An 18,999-nucleotide genomic window follows, 5' to 3' on the forward strand; every position below is an offset into this window, starting at 1 on the left:
CTGTCAGGATAGAAAGCATATTTTATGCCATATCTTGTGGCGAGCCATCGGAGGGCTCGCCCGATGTGAAGCCTGGGCCTCAGTCCGATGGCGGCTTGCTGCGGGCGATGGCCTCACACAGCTGCTCCACCGCATTGAGGGCCCGCGGGGTGAAGCGGTGCAGCTCATCGGGGTTGATGAGGACGAGCCGCTGCTGCTTGACGGCATCCAGCATGGACCACTGACGCCAGTGGGCCAGCACGGCAGGATCCCGGCTGCCGGCCAGAATGAGCCCGGGATTGGCCTTGATCACCTGCTCCAGCCCGACCTGGGGGTAGGGGGAGCTGGCATCCGCCATGATATTGCGGCCGCCACAGAGCCTGATGGCGTGGCCCGGCCAGGTCGAATCATTGACGCTGGTCAGCGGTGGATACCAGAGCTGATAGAAGACCGAGACCGGCTTTGGCTTGCCGTAACGCTGTTTCAGCGCATAGAGCCTGGCCAGATAGGCGTCGGCCTGCTGGTCGGCTTTCTGCCGGGTGCCGAGCAGGCGCCCCAGGCTGCGCATCTCTGTGGCCAGGGAGGCAAAGTCGGTGGGCTCCGAGTAGAAGACGGGAATGCCGAGCTTCTCGACGGGGGCCAGCATGCGGGACTGGGCCGAGCGCCAGGCCACCACCAGATCCGGCTTCTGGGCCAGCAGGGCCTCCAGGTTGATGCTGCGGTAGTTGGCGACCCGGGGCAGGGGCGCCACCTCGGGGGGGAAATCGGAGGCATCGTCGGTCGCGACTATGCGATCCCCGGCCCCTATGTCGTACAGCAGCTCGGTCAGATGGGGGGTGAGGCTGATGATGCGCTGCGGGGTGGCCGCCGCACCGGACAGGGGGCAGCCGAGCAGGCACAGCAAGAGGCACAGGGCGCGAAGGGGGATAAGGTTAACCATGGCGAAGCGTCATCAGGGTCAGGAGCAGCGAGAGCCCGAGCCAGCCCCAGCCGATCAGCAGCAGGCGATGGATCAGGCGCCGGGGCAGGGTGGCGTCGGGTTCGACGCCTTCGTCAAACACCGGGAGGCGCACCAGCTGGCCCTGATAGTAGCGGGGGCCCCCTAGGCGGCAGCCCGTGCTCTGCGCCAGCAGGCTGAGCAGGCCGCCCATGGCCGGATAGGGCCAGCGCAGGGCAAGGCGCAGCTTGCTCCCAAGCTGGCGCAACCGGGTCAGTGCGAGGGGGAGCGCCAGCAGCAGTATGGCGGGGGCGCAGAGCCCCTGATAGAGCGCACTGGCGGCGCGGCCGAAGTGGACGAACTCCGCCTGTTTCGGGCTCCAGGCCTGATTCATCAGCTGGGCGAGACGCCAGAGCAGGGCCCCTTGCACCCCGGCGAGGGCAAAGCCCAGCAGGGGGCCGGCCCACTGACCCACGAGGCGCAGCACGCAGGTCTCGCTCACCGCCTTGTTCAATCCCATCACCGACAGGGCGCCCGTCTCTCGTCTGAGCCAGCTTGCTGCCTGCAACCTCGCCACCACCAGCGTCTCCTGGGTGGCCAGGGCGCGGCTCCCCTGGGCGAGCTCCCGCAGGGGGCGTGATTCCAGCATCAGCAGCAGGAACAGCAGGTCGAACAGGGGCTCGGAGAGGGAGAGATTGCGCACCGCCCAGAGGCCGGCGGCGCAGGGCACCCAGACCACCAGCAGGGCCAGCAGCCCCGCCTGGCGTTGCTGACTGGGGGAACCGTCCGGGCGATACACCTTGTGGCCTAGGCGGGTCAGCAGCGGCACTGTGGCGCCGGGCCTGAAACGGGCGGGCCAGGGCAGCAGGGCCTCCAGCAGGGCGGCACCTACCATGATGGCCGCCGTCGTCGAGGCGAGGGCGGCCATCAGGGCGTCCCAGGGGATGGTGTCGATCACAGCTTGCCGAGCAGCGCCATGATCACCTCGGCGGAGTGTTGACCCGCCACCTCGATGAAGGCATCGAAGGATTCCACCTGCTCCTTGCCGGCAATGTCGGACATGGCACGCACCACCAGATAGGGCACCTTGAACATGTGGCATACCTGGCCGATGGCGGCCCCTTCCATCTCGACTGCCAGCATCTGCGGGAAGTCGGCGCGGGCCTTCGCAATCGCCTCGGGCTTGCACATAAACTGATCACCGGTGCAGATGAGGCCGACCTTGGTCTGATGCTTGCCTTGCTCGGCGATGCAGGACTGGGCCAGGGCGATGAGCTTGTCATCGCAGGGGAAGGCGGCGGGCTGCTGGGCCATCTGACCCATCTCGTAACCGAAGGCGGTCACGTCCACGTCGTGGAAACGCATCTCGCTGGCGATGACCACGTCCCCGATGTGCAGATCCTGGGCGAAGCCGCCGGCGGAGCCGGTGTTGATGACGCAATCGGGGGCAAATTTCTCCAGCAGCAGGCTGGTGGCGACGCTGGCGGCAACCTTGCCGATGCCGGAGCGGGTCAGGATCACCTCTTTACCGGCCAGACGGCCCTGATAGAACTCGCAGCCGCCCAGTTGCAGGGTGGTGGGTTCACTCAGCTGGCTGCGCAGCAGGGCAACTTCCTGCTCCATGGCGCCGATAATACCTACTTTCATCATCTACCTCGTCTCTGTGGCCGCTGGGCCGGAAAAGTTGGCGGGGATGATAACAAAACTTGGCGATGGCGCCGAGCATTCCTGTGGGGCTGCCGGGGCATATCCTGCGTCAGTGGTAGTGCTCGACCAGGGCGGCAAGCTCGCCGCTCAAGGCCAGCTGCTGCAAGGTGTTGGCAAAGAGCGCCAGCCGCTCTGGGGTAGTGCGGCGGTGGAACAGTATGTAGAAGGGGGTCTCTTCCATCACTGTGGGGAGAATGCGGATCCGCTCCCCCAGCCCGTGCTCGCGCAGATCGGATTCAAATCCCGGGGAGCGGTAGTAGACAAAGCGCCCCCGCTTCATCAGCAGCTTGTCGTAGTTGGCCTTGCTGCCGATCCCGCCGCTGTCGATGATGAGGCCGCCGATGGCCTGGAGCCGTGCGATGGCGCCGCTGCCGTGATTGATGAGGATGATCCCCTGCTGACCGAGTGCCTTGACGTCCTCCCAGCGGTGGATCTCGACAGGATCGTCGCTGCGTACCGCCAGGTGATAGCGCACCGTGAAGATGGCGGGTTGCAGATAGACGAACTGGCTGCGCCGCTCCGGGCTGTCCCCCACGCCGCAGATGAAATCCAGCTGGCCGTGCCGCACCTTCTTCTCCAGGCGCTTGAGGGGCAGGGTGCTCTGATCCCCCGCGATGCGCAGGGCCGGCTCCCGCGCCTCCATCCGCCGGAACAGATCGACGCAGATCCCCCCTGTCTTCCCTCCCGCCAGGGTCAGGTACTTGGGGGCCGAATCGGCTTGCGCCGCCGTGTGGTAAACCTCGGTGGCAGCGACGGCCCCACTGGCTGGGGCAAGCAGGCAAAGCAGCAGAGCCATCCGGACGATCATCTCATGCAGGGTCTCGATAGGGGCGACGCGCACCCATCATCAGCCGGATCAGGAACGCAAGGAACTAGACATTAGGCTATTTATCAGCGTGTTATCAACCCAGGGCCGTATCTTGCGTCATCATCGGAGCGAACCGACCATCAGGCCCGGGAGGAGATGGGTCTGATGGCCGTAGCGATTGGTCCGGGGATCTCTGGGTGGGAAAAGACGGCTTGCATCCTGCCCCGGCCTCTCAAGCCCATATCAACCCAAGGCCGTATCCAGCGTCATCATCAGGGCAAAACCGGCCATCAGGCCCAGGGTGGCATGGGTCTGGTGACCGTTGCGGTGGGTCTCGGGGATCACCTCGTGGGAGACCACGAACAACATGGCACCGGCCGCGAGCCCCAGACCTATGGGGTAGGCAATGGCCATGCCGCTGGCGAGCCCGACCCCGAGCAGGGCGCCGAGCGGTTCCAGCAGGCCGCTGCCGATGGCCACCAGCACGGCGACCGAGGGACGAAAGCCGGCGGCGGACATGGCGAGCGCCACCGCCAGTCCCTCGGGGATGTCCTGCAGGGCGATGGCGGTGGTGAGCGGCAGCCCCACTGCCATGTCCCCCTGGGAGAAGCTGACCCCGATGGCCATGCCCTCCGGCAGGTTGTGCAGGGCGATGGCAAACACGAACAGCCAGACCCGGGAGCAGCTCTCGTGGCCGGGGCCGCAGGGGCCCGTCTTGTCGTGCTCGTGGGGGGTGAACTGATCCAGCCCCAGCATCAACAAGACCCCCAGGGTCATGCCGGCCACCACCACGGCGGCGGCGAGAAAGCCGTCCCCGGTGATCCCCTCGGCCGCCTCCAGCCCCGGCAGCAGCAGGGAGAAGGCGCTGGCCGCCAGCATCATGCCGGCGGCAAAGCCCAGCATGGCGTCTTCCACCCGCTGGGGGACAGATCGCAGGAACAGGGCGGGCAGGGCGCCGAGCGCCGTGGCGGCAAACCCCGCGACGCCGCCGATGAGGCCATAACGCACCCCGGGACTGATGTCACCGGCCGCCAGCATGATGAGGCTCTGCAACAGGAGCAGCAGGACGGCGGCCAGGGCGAGCAGCAGTCCCAGGGCGATGAGGGGGCGTTCCTGTATCTGCTCGCGCAGTTGGACTGACCAGGAGGGGCTGAGGGTCGATGCGTTATCCATGGGGCCTCGGGGGACTGTGGTTGGGAGAGACGAGAGGGCCATTACATAACCTGCCCTCCCGTTTGTCCATGATGGCGGGGCGATTGGGGCAATCGGCTCAAGTTTGTGGTCATCCGGTCGCTCTTGTATCCCGGGCCCATGCCAAACGACATGGCCCTGTGCAACACGAGAGGGATGAGCGAGGGCGGCAGCTGTGATAGGGTGCGCGCCTGCGAACGCGCTTCCCCGCTCGTTCGCATTGTTTCATTTTCCCGTCAGGAGTCTCGGGTCACCGCTTACACGGATGTGATCGCCACTGTGCACCTGCTTATCAGCAGTCGAGGATCACCAGCCAACATGTCTTACAAGAACCTCTCCATCGGCAAGAAGATTGCCGTGGTCTTTGCGGTTATCGCCGCCATCAACGTGATATTCGGTCTTTTTCTCGCCAGCGAGCTGCGCGGAGTTCGGGATCGGGTGCTCAATTTCACCGACTCCACCCTGCCGAGCGTGATCTCGGTGGAAACCCTGCTCTACGACGTCTCCTATGTGCGCCGCGCCCAGTTTGCCCTGCTGATGGTCGAGGACGCCGCCGATGTGCAGGCCCGTCGCGGCCGCATCCAGGAGAGCGTGGCCAAGGTGGAGCGCGCCCTGAGCGCCTATGAGGCCACCGTCGGGGCCGATCACGAGCGCCAGGTGTTCAACCGGGCCAAGCAGCAGTGGCTGCACTACCTGAGCGCGGTCAACCGGGTCGACAGCCTGCTGGTGCAGGGGCTCAAGGAGCAGGCCAGGGACGCGCTGTTCCAATCCAACGGGAGCTACACCGAGCTGGAGCAGGGGGTCAACGCCCTGGTGGAGGTGAACCTCGGCTTCGTGCAGGAGAACCGCGGCAGCCTGCTTGGCAGCGTCAACATGGTGACTACCTTCGCCACTGTGAGCATCGGCGCCCTGCTGCTGTTCATGGGGGTGATGACCTGGTTCCTCACGCGCCAGATCTGCCTGCCGCTGCAGGCCGTGGTAGCCCAGGCCAACGCCATAGCGCAGGGGAACTTGACCCACAGGCTGGATCGCCAGCACATAGGGCAGGATGAACTGGGCATGCTGGCCAGTGCCTCCCTCAAGATGCAGGACAACCTGCGCGCGCTCATCGAGGAGGTGGTCGCCGCCGTGACCCAGTTGGGGGCCGCCATCGAGGAGGTGAGCGCCGTCTCCGAGCAGTCGGCCCAGGGGATCCAGAGCCAGCAGCAGGAGATCTCCCTGGTGGCAACCGCCATGGCCCAGATGAAGGCGACGGTGGCCGATGTGGCGGGTAACACCGAGGTCGCCTCGGAATCCGCCAGCTCGGCCAATGCCCTGGCCCGTCGCGGCAATCAGGATGTGCAGGGCGCCCTGGTGGCCATCACCCGGGTTGCCGAGGAGATGGAGCAGGCGGGCACCCTGGTGGCGGAGCTGGAGCGGGAATCGGCCCAGATCAACCTGGTGGTGGACGTCATTCGCGGCATCGCCGATCAGACCAACCTGCTGGCGCTCAATGCCGCCATAGAGGCGGCCCGCGCCGGCGAACAGGGTCGCGGCTTTGCTGTGGTGGCCGATGAGGTGCGCACCCTTGCGGGCCGCACCCAGGCCTCGACCGGCGAGATTGTCGCCATCATCGAAACCCTGCAGGCCCGCGCCAACCAGGCGAAGGCGGTGACAAGCCAGAGCTGCGAGATGATCCGCCAGTGCGTGAGCCAGAGCGAGCAGACCAGCTCGGGGATCCAGCAGATCGAGGAGGCGGTCGGCCAGATTGCCGACATGGCGATCCAGATCGCCAGCGCCTGCGGTGAGCAGGATGCGGTCTCCGACGAGCTCGGCCGCAACGTGGAGCGGATCAACGAGTCCTCCAACGAGGTGGCGACCGGCGCCGATCACACCGCCCGCGCCTGTCTGGAGCTGAGTCAGCTGGCGGCGAGCCTGCGCCAGACCATAGGCCGCTTCCGCCTCGCCTGATGCAGGACGGCTGGCTGAGTACCAACAAAAACGGGGCCCCAGGGCCCCGTTTGCTATGTCACCACCAGGGTGTCGGTCTGGCTCAGACGCCGAGGCCGGTTCCTGTGTCTTTCTTGGCGATCAGCTCAATCTTGTAACCGTCCGGGTCTTCCACGAAGGCGATGACAGTGGTGCCCCCCTTGACCGGTCCCGGCTCGCGGGTGATCTTGGCGCCGGCGGCGCGCAGGGCGTCGCAGGTGCCATAGATGTCGTCCGCTTCCAGAGCGATGTGACCGTAGGCAGAGCCCAGCTCGTACTCGCTCACGCCCCAGTTGTAGGTGAGCTCGATGACGGCCTCGTCCTTCTCGTCACCGTAGCCGACGAAGGCCAGGGTGTACTTGTATTCGCTGTTCTCGCTCTTGCGCAGCAGTGTCATGCCCAGCACGCGGGTGTAGAAGTCGATGGAGCGTTGCAGGTCGCCGACGCGCAGCATGGTATGCAGAATTCTCATTGCTCAATTCTCCGGGTTGGTGATTGGTACTGCTTTCAATCTAGGTCTTGAGGTCAGGCAGTGAACGGACAGGAAGTCGATCAGCTCTCCGGGTAGACCTTTTCTTTGTACTCGCACAGGTCTTCGATGATACAGGAGCCACAGCGTGGCTTGCGCGCCAGGCAGGTGTAGCGCCCGTGCAGGATGAGCCAGTGGTGCACATCCAGCTTGAACTCGGCGGGCACCACTTTCAGCAGTTTCTCCTCCACCTGATCCACATTCTTGCCCACCGCGAAACCGGTGCGATTCGACACCCGGAAGATATGGGTATCGACCGCTATGGTGGGCCAGCCAAACGCCGTGTTGAGCACCACGTTGGCGGTCTTGCGACCGACCCCGGGCAGGGCTTCCAGTGCCTCGCGGTTCTCCGGCACCTCGCCGCCGTGGCGCTCCAGCAAGATGGCGCAGGTCTTGATGACGTTCTCGGCCTTGGTGTTGAACAGGCCTATGGTCTTGATGTACTCCTTCACGCCGTCCACCCCGAGAGCCAGCATGGCGGCTGGGGTATTGGCCACCGGATAGAGCTTGTCGGTGGCCTTGTTGACGCTGACATCGGTCGCCTGGGCCGACAGCAGCACGGCGATCAGCAGCTCGAACGGCGTGGTGAAGTTGAGTTCAGTGGTGGGATGCGGGTTGTTCTCCCGCAACCGCTCCAGTATCTCTCTGCGTTTTTGGTTATTCATCGAGTCTCATGTCTGTCTTGGTGCCAGCCCTCAGAGCTGGGTGGCGCGGGCACCGGCTGCGGGCAGGCTGCAGTGTGCCTTGTCGGCACGCTGTTTGCGGCCCATCCAGTCGTTGATGGCATTCTTGCCGGCGATGAGCAGGCCCAGGCCGATGAAGCCCCCCGGCGGCAAAATGGCCAGCAGCAGGCTGGCATCGGCATGGAACAGCTCGATGCGCAGGGACTTGGCCCAGTCCCCCAGCAGCAGATCGGCGCCGTCGAACAGGGTGCCCATACCGATGATCTCCCTAAGCCCCCCCAGCACCAGCAGCACCAGGGTGAAGCCCAGCCCCATCATAAAGCCGTCGATGGCCGCCAGCAGGGGCGGGTTCTTGGAGGCATAGGCCTCGGCCCGGCCTATGATGACGCAGTTGGTGACGATCAGCGCGATGAAGATGCCGAGCGCCTGATAGAGGCCATAGGTGTAGGCGTTCATCAATAGCTGCACGCTGGTCACCAGGGCCGCGATGATCATCACGTAGACCGGGATGCGAATGTCCTTGGGCACCCAGTTGCGCACCAGGGAGATGGCCAGGTTAGAGCTTATCAGCACCACCATGGTCGCAAGACCCAGCCCCAGGGCATTGGTGAAGGTGGAGGAGACCGCCAGGGTCGGGCAGAGCCCCAGCACCTGCACCAGGGAGGGGTTGTTCTTCCACAGCCCCTGCAGCATCAGCTCCTTGAGCTCTTCGCGGCGGCTGTTGCCTTCCTCGGCCGGGCTCTGGCCGTCAATCACGTCAACTTGTTCCATTGCGTGTTCCGTTGTATGTGCCATAGGGGGCTCCGGTGTTAGGGGGTGGCGTCACAGGAGGGGGCCTCTTGCAGCAGATCGGGGTGCTCCTGTTGCAGCAGCAGCAGGTTTTTCACCGCCTTGACCACGGCGCGGGGGGTGATGGTGGCGCCGGTGAAGGCGTCGAATTCGCCGCCATCCTTCTTCACCGCCCAGCTGGCCGCGTTCTCCCTGGTGAGGAACTTGCCGACGAAGCTCTCTATCCAGCTCGATTTTTTCAGCTCTATCTTGTCCCCAAGACCCGGGGTTTCCTTGTGGGCCAGCACCCGCACCGCGCTGACGGCCCCCTTGGCATCTGTGCCGACCACCATGCGAATGGCACCACTGTAGCCGTCGGGGGCCACGGTTTCCAGCGCATAGCCGGTGTGCACCCCCTTGAGGGTCGCGGTATAGAGCGGCATGGGCTGATCGCTGCCCAGGTACTCGCGGCTGGTGACAAGCCGGCAGCTGGCCACCAGATCGTTGTCATAGCTCCCCGCCGGCAGCAAGGCTTCCAGGGTGCGCAGCTTCTCCAGCTGTTGCTGGTGGGCGATGCGATCCCGGGTCAGCTCGTTGGTCAGCACCACCATGGCGGTGCAGGCCAGGGCGAACAGGGCCAGGGTGACGCCGTTTTTGCGCATGCTCTTTAACATGTAGTGGCTCCGGTTCCGCGGGTATGAGAAGTCAAAGATGAAGTCATTTGCGGCGATCCCCATAGACCTTGGGGCGAGTCAGGCTGTCTATCAGCGGCACGCAGAGGTTGGCCAGCAACACGGCAAAGGCGAAGGCGTCCGGGTAGCCGCCAAAGCGGCGGATGAGGTAGACCAGCACGCCGATCAGCACGCCGTAGATGAGGCGCCCCCTGGCCGTGGTGCTCGCGCTCACCGGATCGGTGGCGATGAAGAAGGCCCCCAGCATGGTGGCGCCGCTGAACAGGTGCAGCATGGGGGTGGCGGTGGCGTCCGGCGTGGCCAGATAGCCCAGGGTAGCCGAGAGCAGCAGAGCCCCCAGCACGGCGGTGGGAATGCGCCAGTTGATCACCTTCTGCTGCAACAGGAAGAGGCCACCCAGCAGGTAGCACAGGTTGACCCAGCTCCAGCCAATCCCGCCCCAGCCCTCGAACACGGCGTGAGTCATCACCTCGCTGGCGGTGAGCCCCTGGGTCAGGCCCGTCTTCAGGGTGTCGAGGGGGGTGGCCATGGTCAAGCCATCCACCCCCTGCTTGAGCTGCGCCAGGCTGTAACCGTCCAGGCTGAAGCCGGTGAAGATCACCGAGACGGCGTCCCCAAAGTCGACCCCGTAGGCGGCGATGCTGGAGGGGGGCAGCCAGCTGGTCATCTGGACCGGGAAAGAGACCAGCAGCAGCACATAGGCCACCATGGCCGGGTTGAACAGATTCTGACCGAGCCCGCCATAGAGGTGCTTGGCGATGATGATGGCAAAGGCGGTGCCGAGTACCAGCATCCACCAGGGCAGCAAGGGGGGCAGGGAGAGGCCGATCAGCACGGCGGTGAGGGCCGCGCTGCCGTCCAGCAGGGCCGGTTTGACGGGGCGGCCACGCAGGCGCAGGACCAGGGCCTCGCAGCCCAGCGCCGTCACCAGGGCCAGCAGGGTCTGGATCAGGGTTCCCCAGCCGAAGAACCAGGTCTGGGCCAGGAAGCCGGGCAGACAGGCCAGGATCACCAGCAGCATCAGGGTCTGGGTCTGTTTGCGGTTATGGGCGAAGGGCGCACTCGCGAGATTGAACATGGATCAGTGGCTCTTGTCGGTCGAAGGGGAAGAGGTGTTCGCCGCGGCGTCGGCCGCCAGCTTCTTGGCCTTGGCGCGTGCTATGGCGGCGGCGATGGCCGCCTTCTTGGGATCGACCTCGGGGGCGGGCTCAGCCACTGGCTCGCTCGGGGCGTCACTTGAGGAGACTGAGGCGTCGGATACGACCTCGTCACCGGCAGTCTGGGCAGCTTTCTTGGCCTTGGCGCGTGCTATGGCGGCGGCGATGGCGGCCTTCTTGGGATCGCTCTCGGCAGCGGGCTCAGCCACCGGCTCGCTCGCGGCCTCGCTTGAGGAGACTGGTGCGTCGGGCGCGACCTCGTCACCGGCAGTCTGGGCCGCTTTCTTGGCCTTGGCACGTGCGATGGCGGCGGCGATGGCTGCCTTCTTGGGATCGGCCTCGGCAGCGGGCTCAGCCACCGGCTCGCTCGGGGCGGCCAGCTTGTCGCTCACAGCGTCACTTGAGGAGACTGGTGCGTCGGGCGCGACCTCGTCACCGGCGGTCTGGGCAGCTTTCTTGGCCTTGGCGCGGGCTATGGCGGCGGCGATGGCTGCCTTCTTGGGGTCGACCTCGGCAGCGGGTTCAGCCAGCGGCTCGCTTGGGGCAGCGGGTGAGTCGCTTGTGATCTCGTCACCGGCAGCCTGGGCGGCTTTCTTGGCCTTGGCGCGAGCCAGGGCGGCGGCGATGGCTGCCTTCTTGGGATCGATCTCGGCAGCGGGCTCAGCCACCGGCTCGCCCGGAGCGGCTGCTGTGTTGCTGGCCTCGTCACCGGCAGCCTGGGCGGCTTTCTTGGCCTTGGCACGAGCCAGGGCGGCGGCAATGGCCGCCTTCTTGGGATCGGCTTCGGCAACCACAGCTGTGCCGGCATCATCCGGCTGTGCGGTCTCGACCGCCTTGGCGGCGCGGCGCGCCAGCGCCTCCTGCTTGCGCGCCTCGCGGGCGGCCATCATGGCGGCGCTGTCCGGCTGTGTTTCTGCGCTGGCGGCCTCCTGCTTGGCCTTGAGGCGGGCCAGGGCGGCGGCGACGGGATCATCCCCCCCTGCCGCGGCCATGGCCTGGCGACGCTGGGCCGCCGCCTCGGCGTGGCGAGCCTCCCGCGCGGCTTTGTCCCGCTCGAAGCGGGCCTGCTTGGCCTCGAAGCGCTGCTTGGCGCGCTCCGCCTTCTCGGCCTCGGTACGGACCTCGCGGATGTCATCCTTGGCAATCTTGTAGTACTGCACCAGGGGGATCTCGCTCGGGCAGACCCAGGCGCAGGCCCCGCACTCGATGCAGTCAAAGAGGTTGAGCTTCTCGGCCTTGTCATACTCCTTGACCCGGCTGTACCAGTAGAGCTCCTGGGGCAGCAGGTTGGCGGGGCAGGCGTCGGCACAGGCACTGCAACGGATGCAGGCCTGTTCGGGGCCGGGGGGCGGCAGCTCGGCCCGGGTGGGGGAGAGCAGGCAGTTGGTGGCCTTGACCACGGGCACCATGGCATGGGGCAGGGTGAAGCCCATCATGGGGCCCCCCATGATGACCCGCTGATCCGCCTCCGGCTGAAGCTCGAAGCGTTGCAGCAGCCAGCGTACCGGCGTGCCGAGCCGCACCCAGGCATTGCCCGGCTGCTTGAAGGCATCCCCTGTGAGGGTGACGATGCGCGAGATGAGCGGCTCGCCGTCTATGATGGCGCGCTTGATGGCAAAGACGGTGGCGACGTTGAGCACCATGATGCCCATGTCGACCGCCCGGCCCCCCTTGGGTACCTGGCGTCCGGTGAGCAACTCTATGGTCTGCTTGGCACCGCCGGAGGGGTACTTGGTCGGCACCGACTTGACCAGCACATCCGGGTCTGTGGCATGGCGGGTCAGGGCATCGATGGCCGCCGGCTTGTTGTCTTCCACCCCGATCAGGGTCAGCTTGGGCTTGAGCAGGTGCTTGAGCACCCGTATGCCGTCCATGATCTCGTCGGCATACTCCTGCATCAGGCGATCATCTGTGGTGATGTAGGGTTCGCACTCCAGGCCGTTGACGATCAGGATCTCGGTGAGCTGGCCGCGGCCATCGAGCTTGCTGTGGGTCGGGAAGACGGCGCCGCCGAGCCCCGCGACCCCCGCCTGCTGGATGCGCTCGAGCAGTTCGCCCCGCTCCAGATTCCAGTAGTCGGGTTGGGGGTTGCGCTCGCACCAGGCATCTTCCCCGTCCGGGGTCAGGATGACGCAGAGATCGTCAAGGCCCGAGGGGTGCGCCACCGTGTGTTGTTCGATGGCGGTGACAGTGCCCGAGGTGGAGGCGTGCACCGGCACTATGCGCCCCTTGTCGTGACGGGTCAGGGGTTGACCCTTCTTGACCCTGTCGCCCACCCGCACCAGCAGTTCGCCGGCCGGACCCGCGTGCTGGCGCACCGGTATGATGAGCTGGGGGGGCAGACCCGCGTCCACGACGGGGGTCAGGCTGGACTGGTGCTTGTTCTCGGGAGGATGAATGCCACCGTGAAAATCCCAGAGGGTGCCGGCTTTGATGCGTTCTAGCAGATGCTGCATGGTTACTCCGCTGTTTATTCCACTATCTTGACCGGAATGGCGACCTTGGCCAGATCCCATTTCCAGTTGTCGACCGTGGTCGGCACCGGGATCATCTCGATACAGTCGGTCGGGCAGGGGTCGACGCAGAGATCGCACCCCGTGCACTCGGACGCGATGACGGTGTGCATCGCCTTGGTGGCGCCCAGGATGGCATCGACCGGGCAGGCCTGGATGCACTTGGTGCAACCTATGCACATGTCCTCGTGAATGAAGGCGACCTTCTTGACGGGGGCGGCCGCTTCGTCGCCACCGTCCAGCGGCTGGGGCTCGACCCCCATCAGATCCGCTATCTTGCGCATGGTGGCATCGCCACCGGGCACGCACTTGTTGATCTGATCGCCGTTGGCCAGCGCCTCGGCGTAGGGCTTGCAGCCCGGGTAGCCGCACTGGCCGCACTGGGTCTGGGGCAGCAGGGCATCGAGCTGGTCGACTATGGGGTCGGCCTGCACATGAAACTTGACGGCGGCATAGCCCAGAATGATGCCGAAGGAGAGGGCCAGCAGGGCCAGCACCAGAATGGCAAAGAGTATGTGAGTCATAGCGCTATATCTTGATGAGGCCGGTAAAGCCCATGAAGGCCAGCGACATCAGGCCGGCGGTGACCATGGCGATGGAGACGCCGCGAAAGGGGGTGGGCACGTCGGCGGCCACCAGACGCTCACGCATGGCGGCAAACAGGATCAGCACCAGCGAGAAACCGCAGGCAGCCCCGAAGCCGTAGATGATGCTCTGGATGAAGTTGTGGCGCTCGTTGATGCTCAGCAGCGCGACGCCCAGCACGGCACAGTTGGTGGTGATGAGGGGCAGGAAGATGCCGAGCAGGCGATAGAGGGTCGGGCTGCTCTTGCGGATCACCATCTCGGTGAACTGCACCACCACGGCGATCACCAGGATGAAGCCCAGGGTGCGCAGGTAGGCGATGTCCAGCGGAATCAGGATATAGTGCTCCATCAGATAGGAGCAGGCGCTGGCGAGCGTCATCACGAAGGTGGTGGCCAGTCCCATGCCGATGGCGGTTTCCAGCTTGCCAGAGACGCCCATGAAGGGGCAGAGGCCGAGAAACTTCACCAGCACGAAGTTGTTGATCAGCACGGTACTGACCAGTAAAAGCAGGTACTCAGTCATTGACGATGGGTTTTCCGGTGTGAAGGCGGCGGTATTATCTGATGTTAGGTGCCTTTAGACAACCGCAAGGCCGTATGGTTATTATTCGGGGGCCCAATTCATGGAGGCATTGTGCGCCCGCTACCCATACTGACCCTCACCCTGGCCATGCTGCTCTGGTCCAGCTCCTTCATCGCCCTCAAACATGTGCTGGAGGTCTGGTCCTTCGGCCAGGTGCTCTTCATGCGGATGTTGGTGGCCTCCTGCTGCTGGCTGCTTTGCTACCGCCAGCTTGGCCGGTTCAGCTACCAGAAGGGGGATTGGCGCTGGCTGGCCCTGATGGGCGCCCTGGAGCCCTGCCTCTATTTCCTGCTGGAGGTCAACGCCCTGCGCTACACCAGTGCCGGACAGGCGGGCATGGTCTGTGCGCTGCTGCCCCTGATGGTGGCCCTGGTGGCTTTCGTGTTGCTGAGGGAGCGGGTGAGCCGCCGCCAGCTGCTGGGTTTTGCCATCGCCATCTGCGGCATCGCCCTGCTGGGGCTGGCCGAGGGGGCGGATGAGTTCGCCCTCAACGCTCTGCTCGGCAACAGCCTGGAGATGGGGGCCATGCTCTGCGCCGCCACCTATTCGGTGGTATTCAAGAAGCTCTCCAGCCGCTACGGCGTCATGACCCTGACCGCCCTGCAGGCTTTCGTCGGCACTCTGTTCTTCGCCCCCTTTGCCTTCAGTGCCCCCTGGCCCGCGGACTGGGACTGGCAGGACATAGGGGTCATCCTCTTCCTCGGCGCCTTCGTGACGCTCGGCGCTTACCTGCTCTACAACTGGTCGGTGACTCAGGTAAAGGTGACCCTGGCGGCCGCCTACGTGAACCTCATCCCTGTCTTTACCCTGCTGCTCGCCTATCTGCTGCTGGGGGAGACGCTGGGTGCCTTGCAATGGGTTGCCTGCGCCGCCGTGCTGGCCGGCATCGGGGTCGGTCAGTTGCCCGTGGGCAAACACTGGGTGCGCAGCGCCGCCGCCCAGAGTTGACTTCCCCCCGATCGGCTACAGTCTGGACAGGGACCTATGCTGGCCATGAAGGAGCCACACCATGAGCGACATGAACTTGTTGGCCGAGGCCAAGACCTTGCTGAGCCACCACCCTTTTACCCTGGCCGATGCCAGGGCCCTGGAGGCCCTGGAGGAAGCGGCGGTGGGGGAGGAGGGGCTGTGCATCGCCGAGTTGTGGGAGCTGGCCCTGGGTCAGGCCGACGAGGAGGCGAGGCGCTATCTGCAGGGGGAGGATTGACGCCTCTTCAAGCCTCCTGGATGACAAAAAACAACGCGGGGCCTGGCCCCGCGTTGTTATTGGATGGCTCACCTTGGCCTCAGATGGAGAGACTCTTGACGGTGTCCGAGACGGAGTTGGCGTCTTCGATGATCTCCTTGATGACGTCGGCGATGATGTTGGCCTGATCCTGCCCCGCCACCGCCTTGCCTGAGACGACGGAGACGGTCTGGGTGATCTTGGAGGTGATGTCGGAGTTGTGCTTGATGACGGAGACGATCTCGTTGGTGGAGGTCGAGGTTCTGGCGGCAAGCTGCCTCACCTCGTCGGCGACCACCGCAAACCCCCGGCCCTGCTCGCCGGCCCTGGCCGCCTCTATGGCGGCATTGAGTGCCAGCAGGTTGGTCTGATCCGCGATGCCGCTGATGGTGGAGATGATGGACTCTATGCTCTTGGATTGCTGATTGAGCAGATCTATCTGTTTGCTCACCTCGTTGACCGAGGTGTTGATGTGGGAGGAGGTCTCCAGCACCTTGTCGATCACCTCGCGCCCCTTGGCGGCACTGGCGACGGTTTCGCTGGCGATGGCGCAGGCCTTCTGGGCCGCCTCCCGGGTGGAGATGGATTTTTCCACCCGCTCAGTGATGTCGCTCGCCAGCTTGATGATTTTGACCACCTTGCCCTCGTGGTTGAAGATGGGGTTGTAGGTCGCCTCCAGCCAGATCTTCTCCCCGCGGTTGCCAAGGCGCATGAAGAGCCCGGACTTGATGTCCCCCGAGCCGAGATCGCGCCAGAAGTTGGGGTTTTTCTGGTAGAACTCCGGATCGCAGAACTGGCGGTGGTGTTTGCCGACCACCTCCTCCAGCCGGTAGCCGAAGCAGTGGAGGAAGTTCTGGTTGGCGGTGATGACGGTGCCGTCCGGCTGGAAATCGATCACCGCCAGCGACTTGTCGAGCGCCGCCAGCAGGGCCTGGGTGCGCTCCAGGGAGGACTGCTGCTGGGTCACGTCCGAGGCAACCTTGGCGACGCGCGCCACCTTGCCATCGATCATGATGGGGAAATAGGTAGCCTCCAGCCAGATAGCCTTGCCCGACTTTGACTGGCGGATGAAGCGGCCGTTGCGGGAGATACCGCCGCGCAGATCCTGCCACAGGCTCTCGTAATCACGGGTCTTGACGTCCTCGGGGAAGCAGAGCGCACTGTGGTGCTTGCCAATTACCTCCTCACGTTGAAAGCCCACGATCTTCAGGAAGAGGTCGTTGACGAAGGTGACCATGCCCGCCGGGGTAAACAGGATGAAAGGCACCTGGGACTGGATGGCCTGCTCGAAAGCACCCAGCTCCGCCATCTTCGCCACCTGTTCACTCGCTTCCTTGCTTGCTTTGTGATTCCAGAACATACGGAGCTCCTCCATGAGACCCTTGAATGACAGACCGACAGTAATCTGAGTGAATTAACAATAGCATTGCTGCCTGATGAAGCTTCATCGACTCCGAATCAACTTTTTGAATATTTAATTTCAATCCTGATGAATTTTTCTCCCTCAATCAGGTTTCTAACGAAGATTGCTCCTGGCCGGATACTGGCGAACAGCCAGACCTGATAGTGGCATGGGGGTGACCCTGTTGGCACTGACGATTGTGTTACTTTTTGGTGTCACAGTGCGGGCAGTGAGCCCATCCGGTGAAAGACGGGCCTGTGCACAGGGCAGGGGGAGGGGATTATTTTGACTGCTGGAGGGTGTTTATCTTCTTGTTCAGCGCCTCCATCTCGTTCTGGTATTGGCGCGCCACGGCCTGCCTCCTGGGAGAGCGTACGCTGCCCTCGAGATCGCTCGTCTCTGTCGTCGTCGCCCTCTGTTCGTTGTTGTCACCGGCTATTTCACGGCTCATCTGCTGTTTCTTTGTCTCCATCTCGGCGCGAAGCGCGTCTATCTGGCGCTGCTTCTGGCCGCTGGCCAGGTTCTCTTCGATCTCCCGGGTCTGTCTGGTGGCCCTCTCGACCTCCTCGGGGGAGGGGGTGTAGATATTGAGTGGCAGCGGCTTGGCGTCACTGCTGCAGGGAATGTCGCTGAAGGTGACCTGGCCGTTGCGGGTACATTGATAGACATCGGCACGGACGACCGGGGCTGTGACGGCAACCAGACAGCCAAGCGAGATGATCAGCACGGGTGACATAGACTCCTCCTTGAATCCTCTCTTTGCACAGTAGTACAGAGGCCCTGACCAGACAATCAGCCACTATCGACGCCGCCAGTATGGATCCGGCCCTTTCCCCTGTCGTGTCGCCACTCGTCCGGGCTCCCTCGTGCCCCCGCCGGGATCGGGCGATCGGCATATGGGGTGTGGACTGTGGCGACAAACGGCGGGATTTTGGCCGGTTTTCCCCGCAGTTCAACACATCAGAGCACCATAGCGGGCCACAATGAGGTATCTTATGCCCCGATTTCATCCATTTAACGGATCCGAGACCCCTATGATTATCAAACCCAAGGTTCGCGGCTTTATCTGCACCACCACTCACCCGGTCGGTTGTGAAGCCAATGTTCGTCGCCAGATTGCTTACACCCAGGCCAAGGGCACCATCGAGAATGGTCCCAAGAAGGTACTGGTGATCGGCGCCTCCACCGGTTATGGTCTGGCCTCCCGGATTGCCACTGCCTTCGGTAGCGGCGCCGCCACCATTGGCGTCTTCTTCGAAAAGCCGAGCTCCGAGACCAAGACGGGCTCCGCCGGCTGGTACAACTCCGCCGCCTTCGACAAGGCCGCCAAAGAGGCCGGTCTCTACGCCAAGAGCGTCAACGGCGATGCCTTCTCCCACGAGTGCCGCGCCAAGGTGATCGAGCTCATCAAGCAGGATCTGGGTCAAATCGATCTGGTGGTCTACTCCCTGGCCTCTCCGGTGCGCAAGATGCCGGATACCGGCGAAGTGGTGCGCTCTGCCCTCAAACCCATCGGCGAGGTCTACACCTCCACCGCCATCGACACCAACAAGGATCAGATCATTACCGCCACAGTCGAGCCGGCGAACGAGGAAGAGATCCAGAGCACCATCACCGTGATGGGCGGTCAGGACTGGGAGCTGTGGATGGGAGCCTTGCGTGATGCGGGCGTGCTGGCCGACGGCGCGAAGTCCGTGGCTTACTCCTACATAGGCACCGACCTGACCTGGCCTATCTACTGGCATGGCACCCTGGGTCGCGCCAAGGAAGATCTGGACCGCGCCGCCACCGCCATCCGTGGCGATCTGGCTGCCAAGGGCGGCACCGCCCACGTGGCCGTGCTGAAATCCGTGGTGACCCAGGCTTCCTCTGCCATTCCGGTGATGCCGCTCTATATCTCCATGGCCTTCAAGATCATGAAGGAGAAGGGCATCCACGAAGGCTGCATGGAGCAGGTGGATCGCATGCTGCGCACCCGTCTCTACGCTTCCGACATGGCGCTGGACGAGCAGGCCCGCATCCGCATGGATGACTGGGAGCTGCGTGAAGACGTGCAGCAGACCTGCCGCGATCTCTGGCCCTCCATCACCACCGAGAACCTCTCTGAGCTCACCGACTACGCCGGCTACAAGCAGGAGTTCCTGCGCCTGTTCGGTTTCGGTCTGGACGAGGTGGATTACGATGCGGATGTGAATCCGGACGTGACCTTCGACGTGGTCGAGCTCTGAGCCTGACAGCGTGACAACAGGGCCCTGCGGGGCCCTGTTTTT

Annotated in this window: 19 protein-coding genes and 1 pseudogene; 4 read left to right on the forward strand and 16 right to left on the reverse strand. The window is 64.3% G+C overall.

All coding sequences use genetic code 11. The features are described from left to right. Positions 1-79 precede the first annotated feature (79 nt). From OC537_RS03795 to OC537_RS03815, 5 genes are all read right to left on the reverse strand, one after another. Positions 80-919 carry a cobalamin-binding protein gene (locus OC537_RS03795; RefSeq protein ID WP_262109533.1) on the reverse strand — a complete coding sequence of 280 codons (840 nt, stop codon included), beginning with the start codon at positions 917-919 and terminating at the stop codon, positions 80-82. Further along, complete coding sequence (locus OC537_RS03800) at positions 912-1,844, reverse strand: cobalamin biosynthesis protein (protein ID WP_262110550.1); 933 nt, start codon at positions 1,842-1,844, stop codon at positions 912-914. Before OC537_RS03800 ends, OC537_RS03795 begins: the two co-directional genes overlap by 8 nt. Positions 1,845-1,870: 26 nt before the next feature. Next, complete coding sequence (gene mtnN / locus OC537_RS03805; RefSeq protein ID WP_111912465.1) at positions 1,871-2,563, reverse strand: 5'-methylthioadenosine/S-adenosylhomocysteine nucleosidase; 693 nt, start codon at positions 2,561-2,563, stop codon at positions 1,871-1,873. A gap of 109 nt (positions 2,564-2,672) precedes the next feature. Beyond that, positions 2,673-3,431 (reverse strand): substrate-binding periplasmic protein, encoded by a 759-nt coding sequence (locus OC537_RS03810; RefSeq protein ID WP_262110551.1) that lies wholly within the window; start codon positions 3,429-3,431, stop codon positions 2,673-2,675. 243 nt (positions 3,432-3,674) lie between these two features. Next, positions 3,675-4,604, reverse strand: a complete 930-nt coding sequence (locus tag OC537_RS03815; protein WP_111912419.1) for a ZIP family metal transporter — start codon at positions 4,602-4,604, stop codon at positions 3,675-3,677. A gap of 336 nt (positions 4,605-4,940) precedes the next feature. Between OC537_RS03815 and OC537_RS03820 the strand changes: the two genes are divergently transcribed. Next, a complete protein-coding gene (locus OC537_RS03820) occupies positions 4,941-6,572 on the forward strand; it encodes a methyl-accepting chemotaxis protein (protein ID WP_139744530.1) in 1,632 nt (543 codons plus the stop codon). A gap of 82 nt (positions 6,573-6,654) precedes the next feature. On the opposite strand, the gene gloA is transcribed toward OC537_RS03820, so the two are convergent. From gloA to rsxA, 8 genes are all read right to left on the reverse strand, one after another. Next, positions 6,655-7,062, reverse strand: coding sequence for a lactoylglutathione lyase (gloA, locus tag OC537_RS03825; RefSeq protein ID WP_025326535.1), 408 nt, complete (start codon positions 7,060-7,062; stop codon positions 6,655-6,657). An 80-nt stretch (positions 7,063-7,142) separates the two neighbouring features. Next, entirely contained in the window at positions 7,143-7,784 is a 642-nt protein-coding gene (gene nth, locus OC537_RS03830; protein ID WP_043129311.1) for an endonuclease III, read from the reverse strand. Between the two features lie 30 nt (positions 7,785-7,814). Then, a complete protein-coding gene (locus tag OC537_RS03835) occupies positions 7,815-8,573 on the reverse strand; it encodes an electron transport complex subunit E (protein WP_025326537.1) in 759 nt (252 codons plus the stop codon). Positions 8,574-8,611: 38 nt separating this feature from the next. Then, complete coding sequence (gene rsxG, locus OC537_RS03840; RefSeq protein ID WP_262109541.1) at positions 8,612-9,244, reverse strand: electron transport complex subunit RsxG; 633 nt, start codon at positions 9,242-9,244, stop codon at positions 8,612-8,614. A 43-nt stretch (positions 9,245-9,287) separates the two neighbouring features. Beyond that, positions 9,288-10,340 (reverse strand): electron transport complex subunit RsxD, encoded by a 1,053-nt coding sequence (rsxD, locus tag OC537_RS03845; RefSeq protein WP_139744532.1) that lies wholly within the window; start codon positions 10,338-10,340, stop codon positions 9,288-9,290. 3 nt (positions 10,341-10,343) lie between these two features. Beyond that, on the reverse strand, positions 10,344-12,875 hold the full coding sequence (rsxC, locus tag OC537_RS03850; protein WP_262109544.1) for an electron transport complex subunit RsxC: 2,532 nt from the start codon (positions 12,873-12,875) through the stop codon (positions 10,344-10,346). 14 nt (positions 12,876-12,889) lie between these two features. Then, the gene (gene rsxB, locus OC537_RS03855; protein WP_171275849.1) at positions 12,890-13,456 is read right to left on the reverse strand and encodes an electron transport complex subunit RsxB; all 567 of its coding nucleotides are present in this window, start codon (positions 13,454-13,456) and stop codon (positions 12,890-12,892) included. A gap of 4 nt (positions 13,457-13,460) precedes the next feature. After that, the gene (rsxA, locus tag OC537_RS03860; protein ID WP_106887207.1) at positions 13,461-14,042 is read right to left on the reverse strand and encodes an electron transport complex subunit RsxA; all 582 of its coding nucleotides are present in this window, start codon (positions 14,040-14,042) and stop codon (positions 13,461-13,463) included. A gap of 111 nt (positions 14,043-14,153) precedes the next feature. Here rsxA and OC537_RS03865 point away from each other — a divergent pair, with 111 nt between their 5' ends. Continuing rightward, a complete protein-coding gene (locus OC537_RS03865; protein WP_262109555.1) occupies positions 14,154-15,050 on the forward strand; it encodes a DMT family transporter in 897 nt (298 codons plus the stop codon). Positions 15,051-15,111: 61 nt separating this feature from the next. Continuing rightward, a complete protein-coding gene (locus tag OC537_RS03870; RefSeq protein ID WP_111912429.1) occupies positions 15,112-15,309 on the forward strand; it encodes a hypothetical protein in 198 nt (65 codons plus the stop codon). Between the two features lie 79 nt (positions 15,310-15,388). Here OC537_RS03870 and OC537_RS03875 read toward each other — a convergent pair whose 3' ends face one another. The 3 genes and pseudogenes from OC537_RS03875 to OC537_RS03885 form a co-directional block, all read right to left on the reverse strand. Further along, entirely contained in the window at positions 15,389-15,922 is a 534-nt protein-coding gene (locus OC537_RS03875) for a methyl-accepting chemotaxis protein (protein ID WP_262110552.1), read from the reverse strand. 6 nt (positions 15,923-15,928) lie between these two features. Next, positions 15,929-16,702: pseudogene (locus OC537_RS03880) on the reverse strand (PAS domain-containing protein); the annotation flags it as partial. Between the two features lie 307 nt (positions 16,703-17,009). Next, a complete protein-coding gene (locus tag OC537_RS03885) occupies positions 17,010-17,465 on the reverse strand; it encodes a DUF4124 domain-containing protein (RefSeq protein ID WP_171275853.1) in 456 nt (151 codons plus the stop codon). A gap of 298 nt (positions 17,466-17,763) precedes the next feature. Here OC537_RS03885 and fabV point away from each other — a divergent pair, with 298 nt between their 5' ends. Beyond that, positions 17,764-18,957, forward strand: coding sequence for an enoyl-ACP reductase FabV (gene fabV, locus OC537_RS03890; RefSeq protein ID WP_106887202.1), 1,194 nt, complete (start codon positions 17,764-17,766; stop codon positions 18,955-18,957). Positions 18,958-18,999: the final 42 nt, after the last annotated feature.

The organism is Aeromonas sp. Marseille-Q5825, from assembly GCF_946892685.1.
GTDB classification, from domain to species: Bacteria; Pseudomonadota; Gammaproteobacteria; order Enterobacterales; family Aeromonadaceae; genus Aeromonas; species Aeromonas rivipollensis.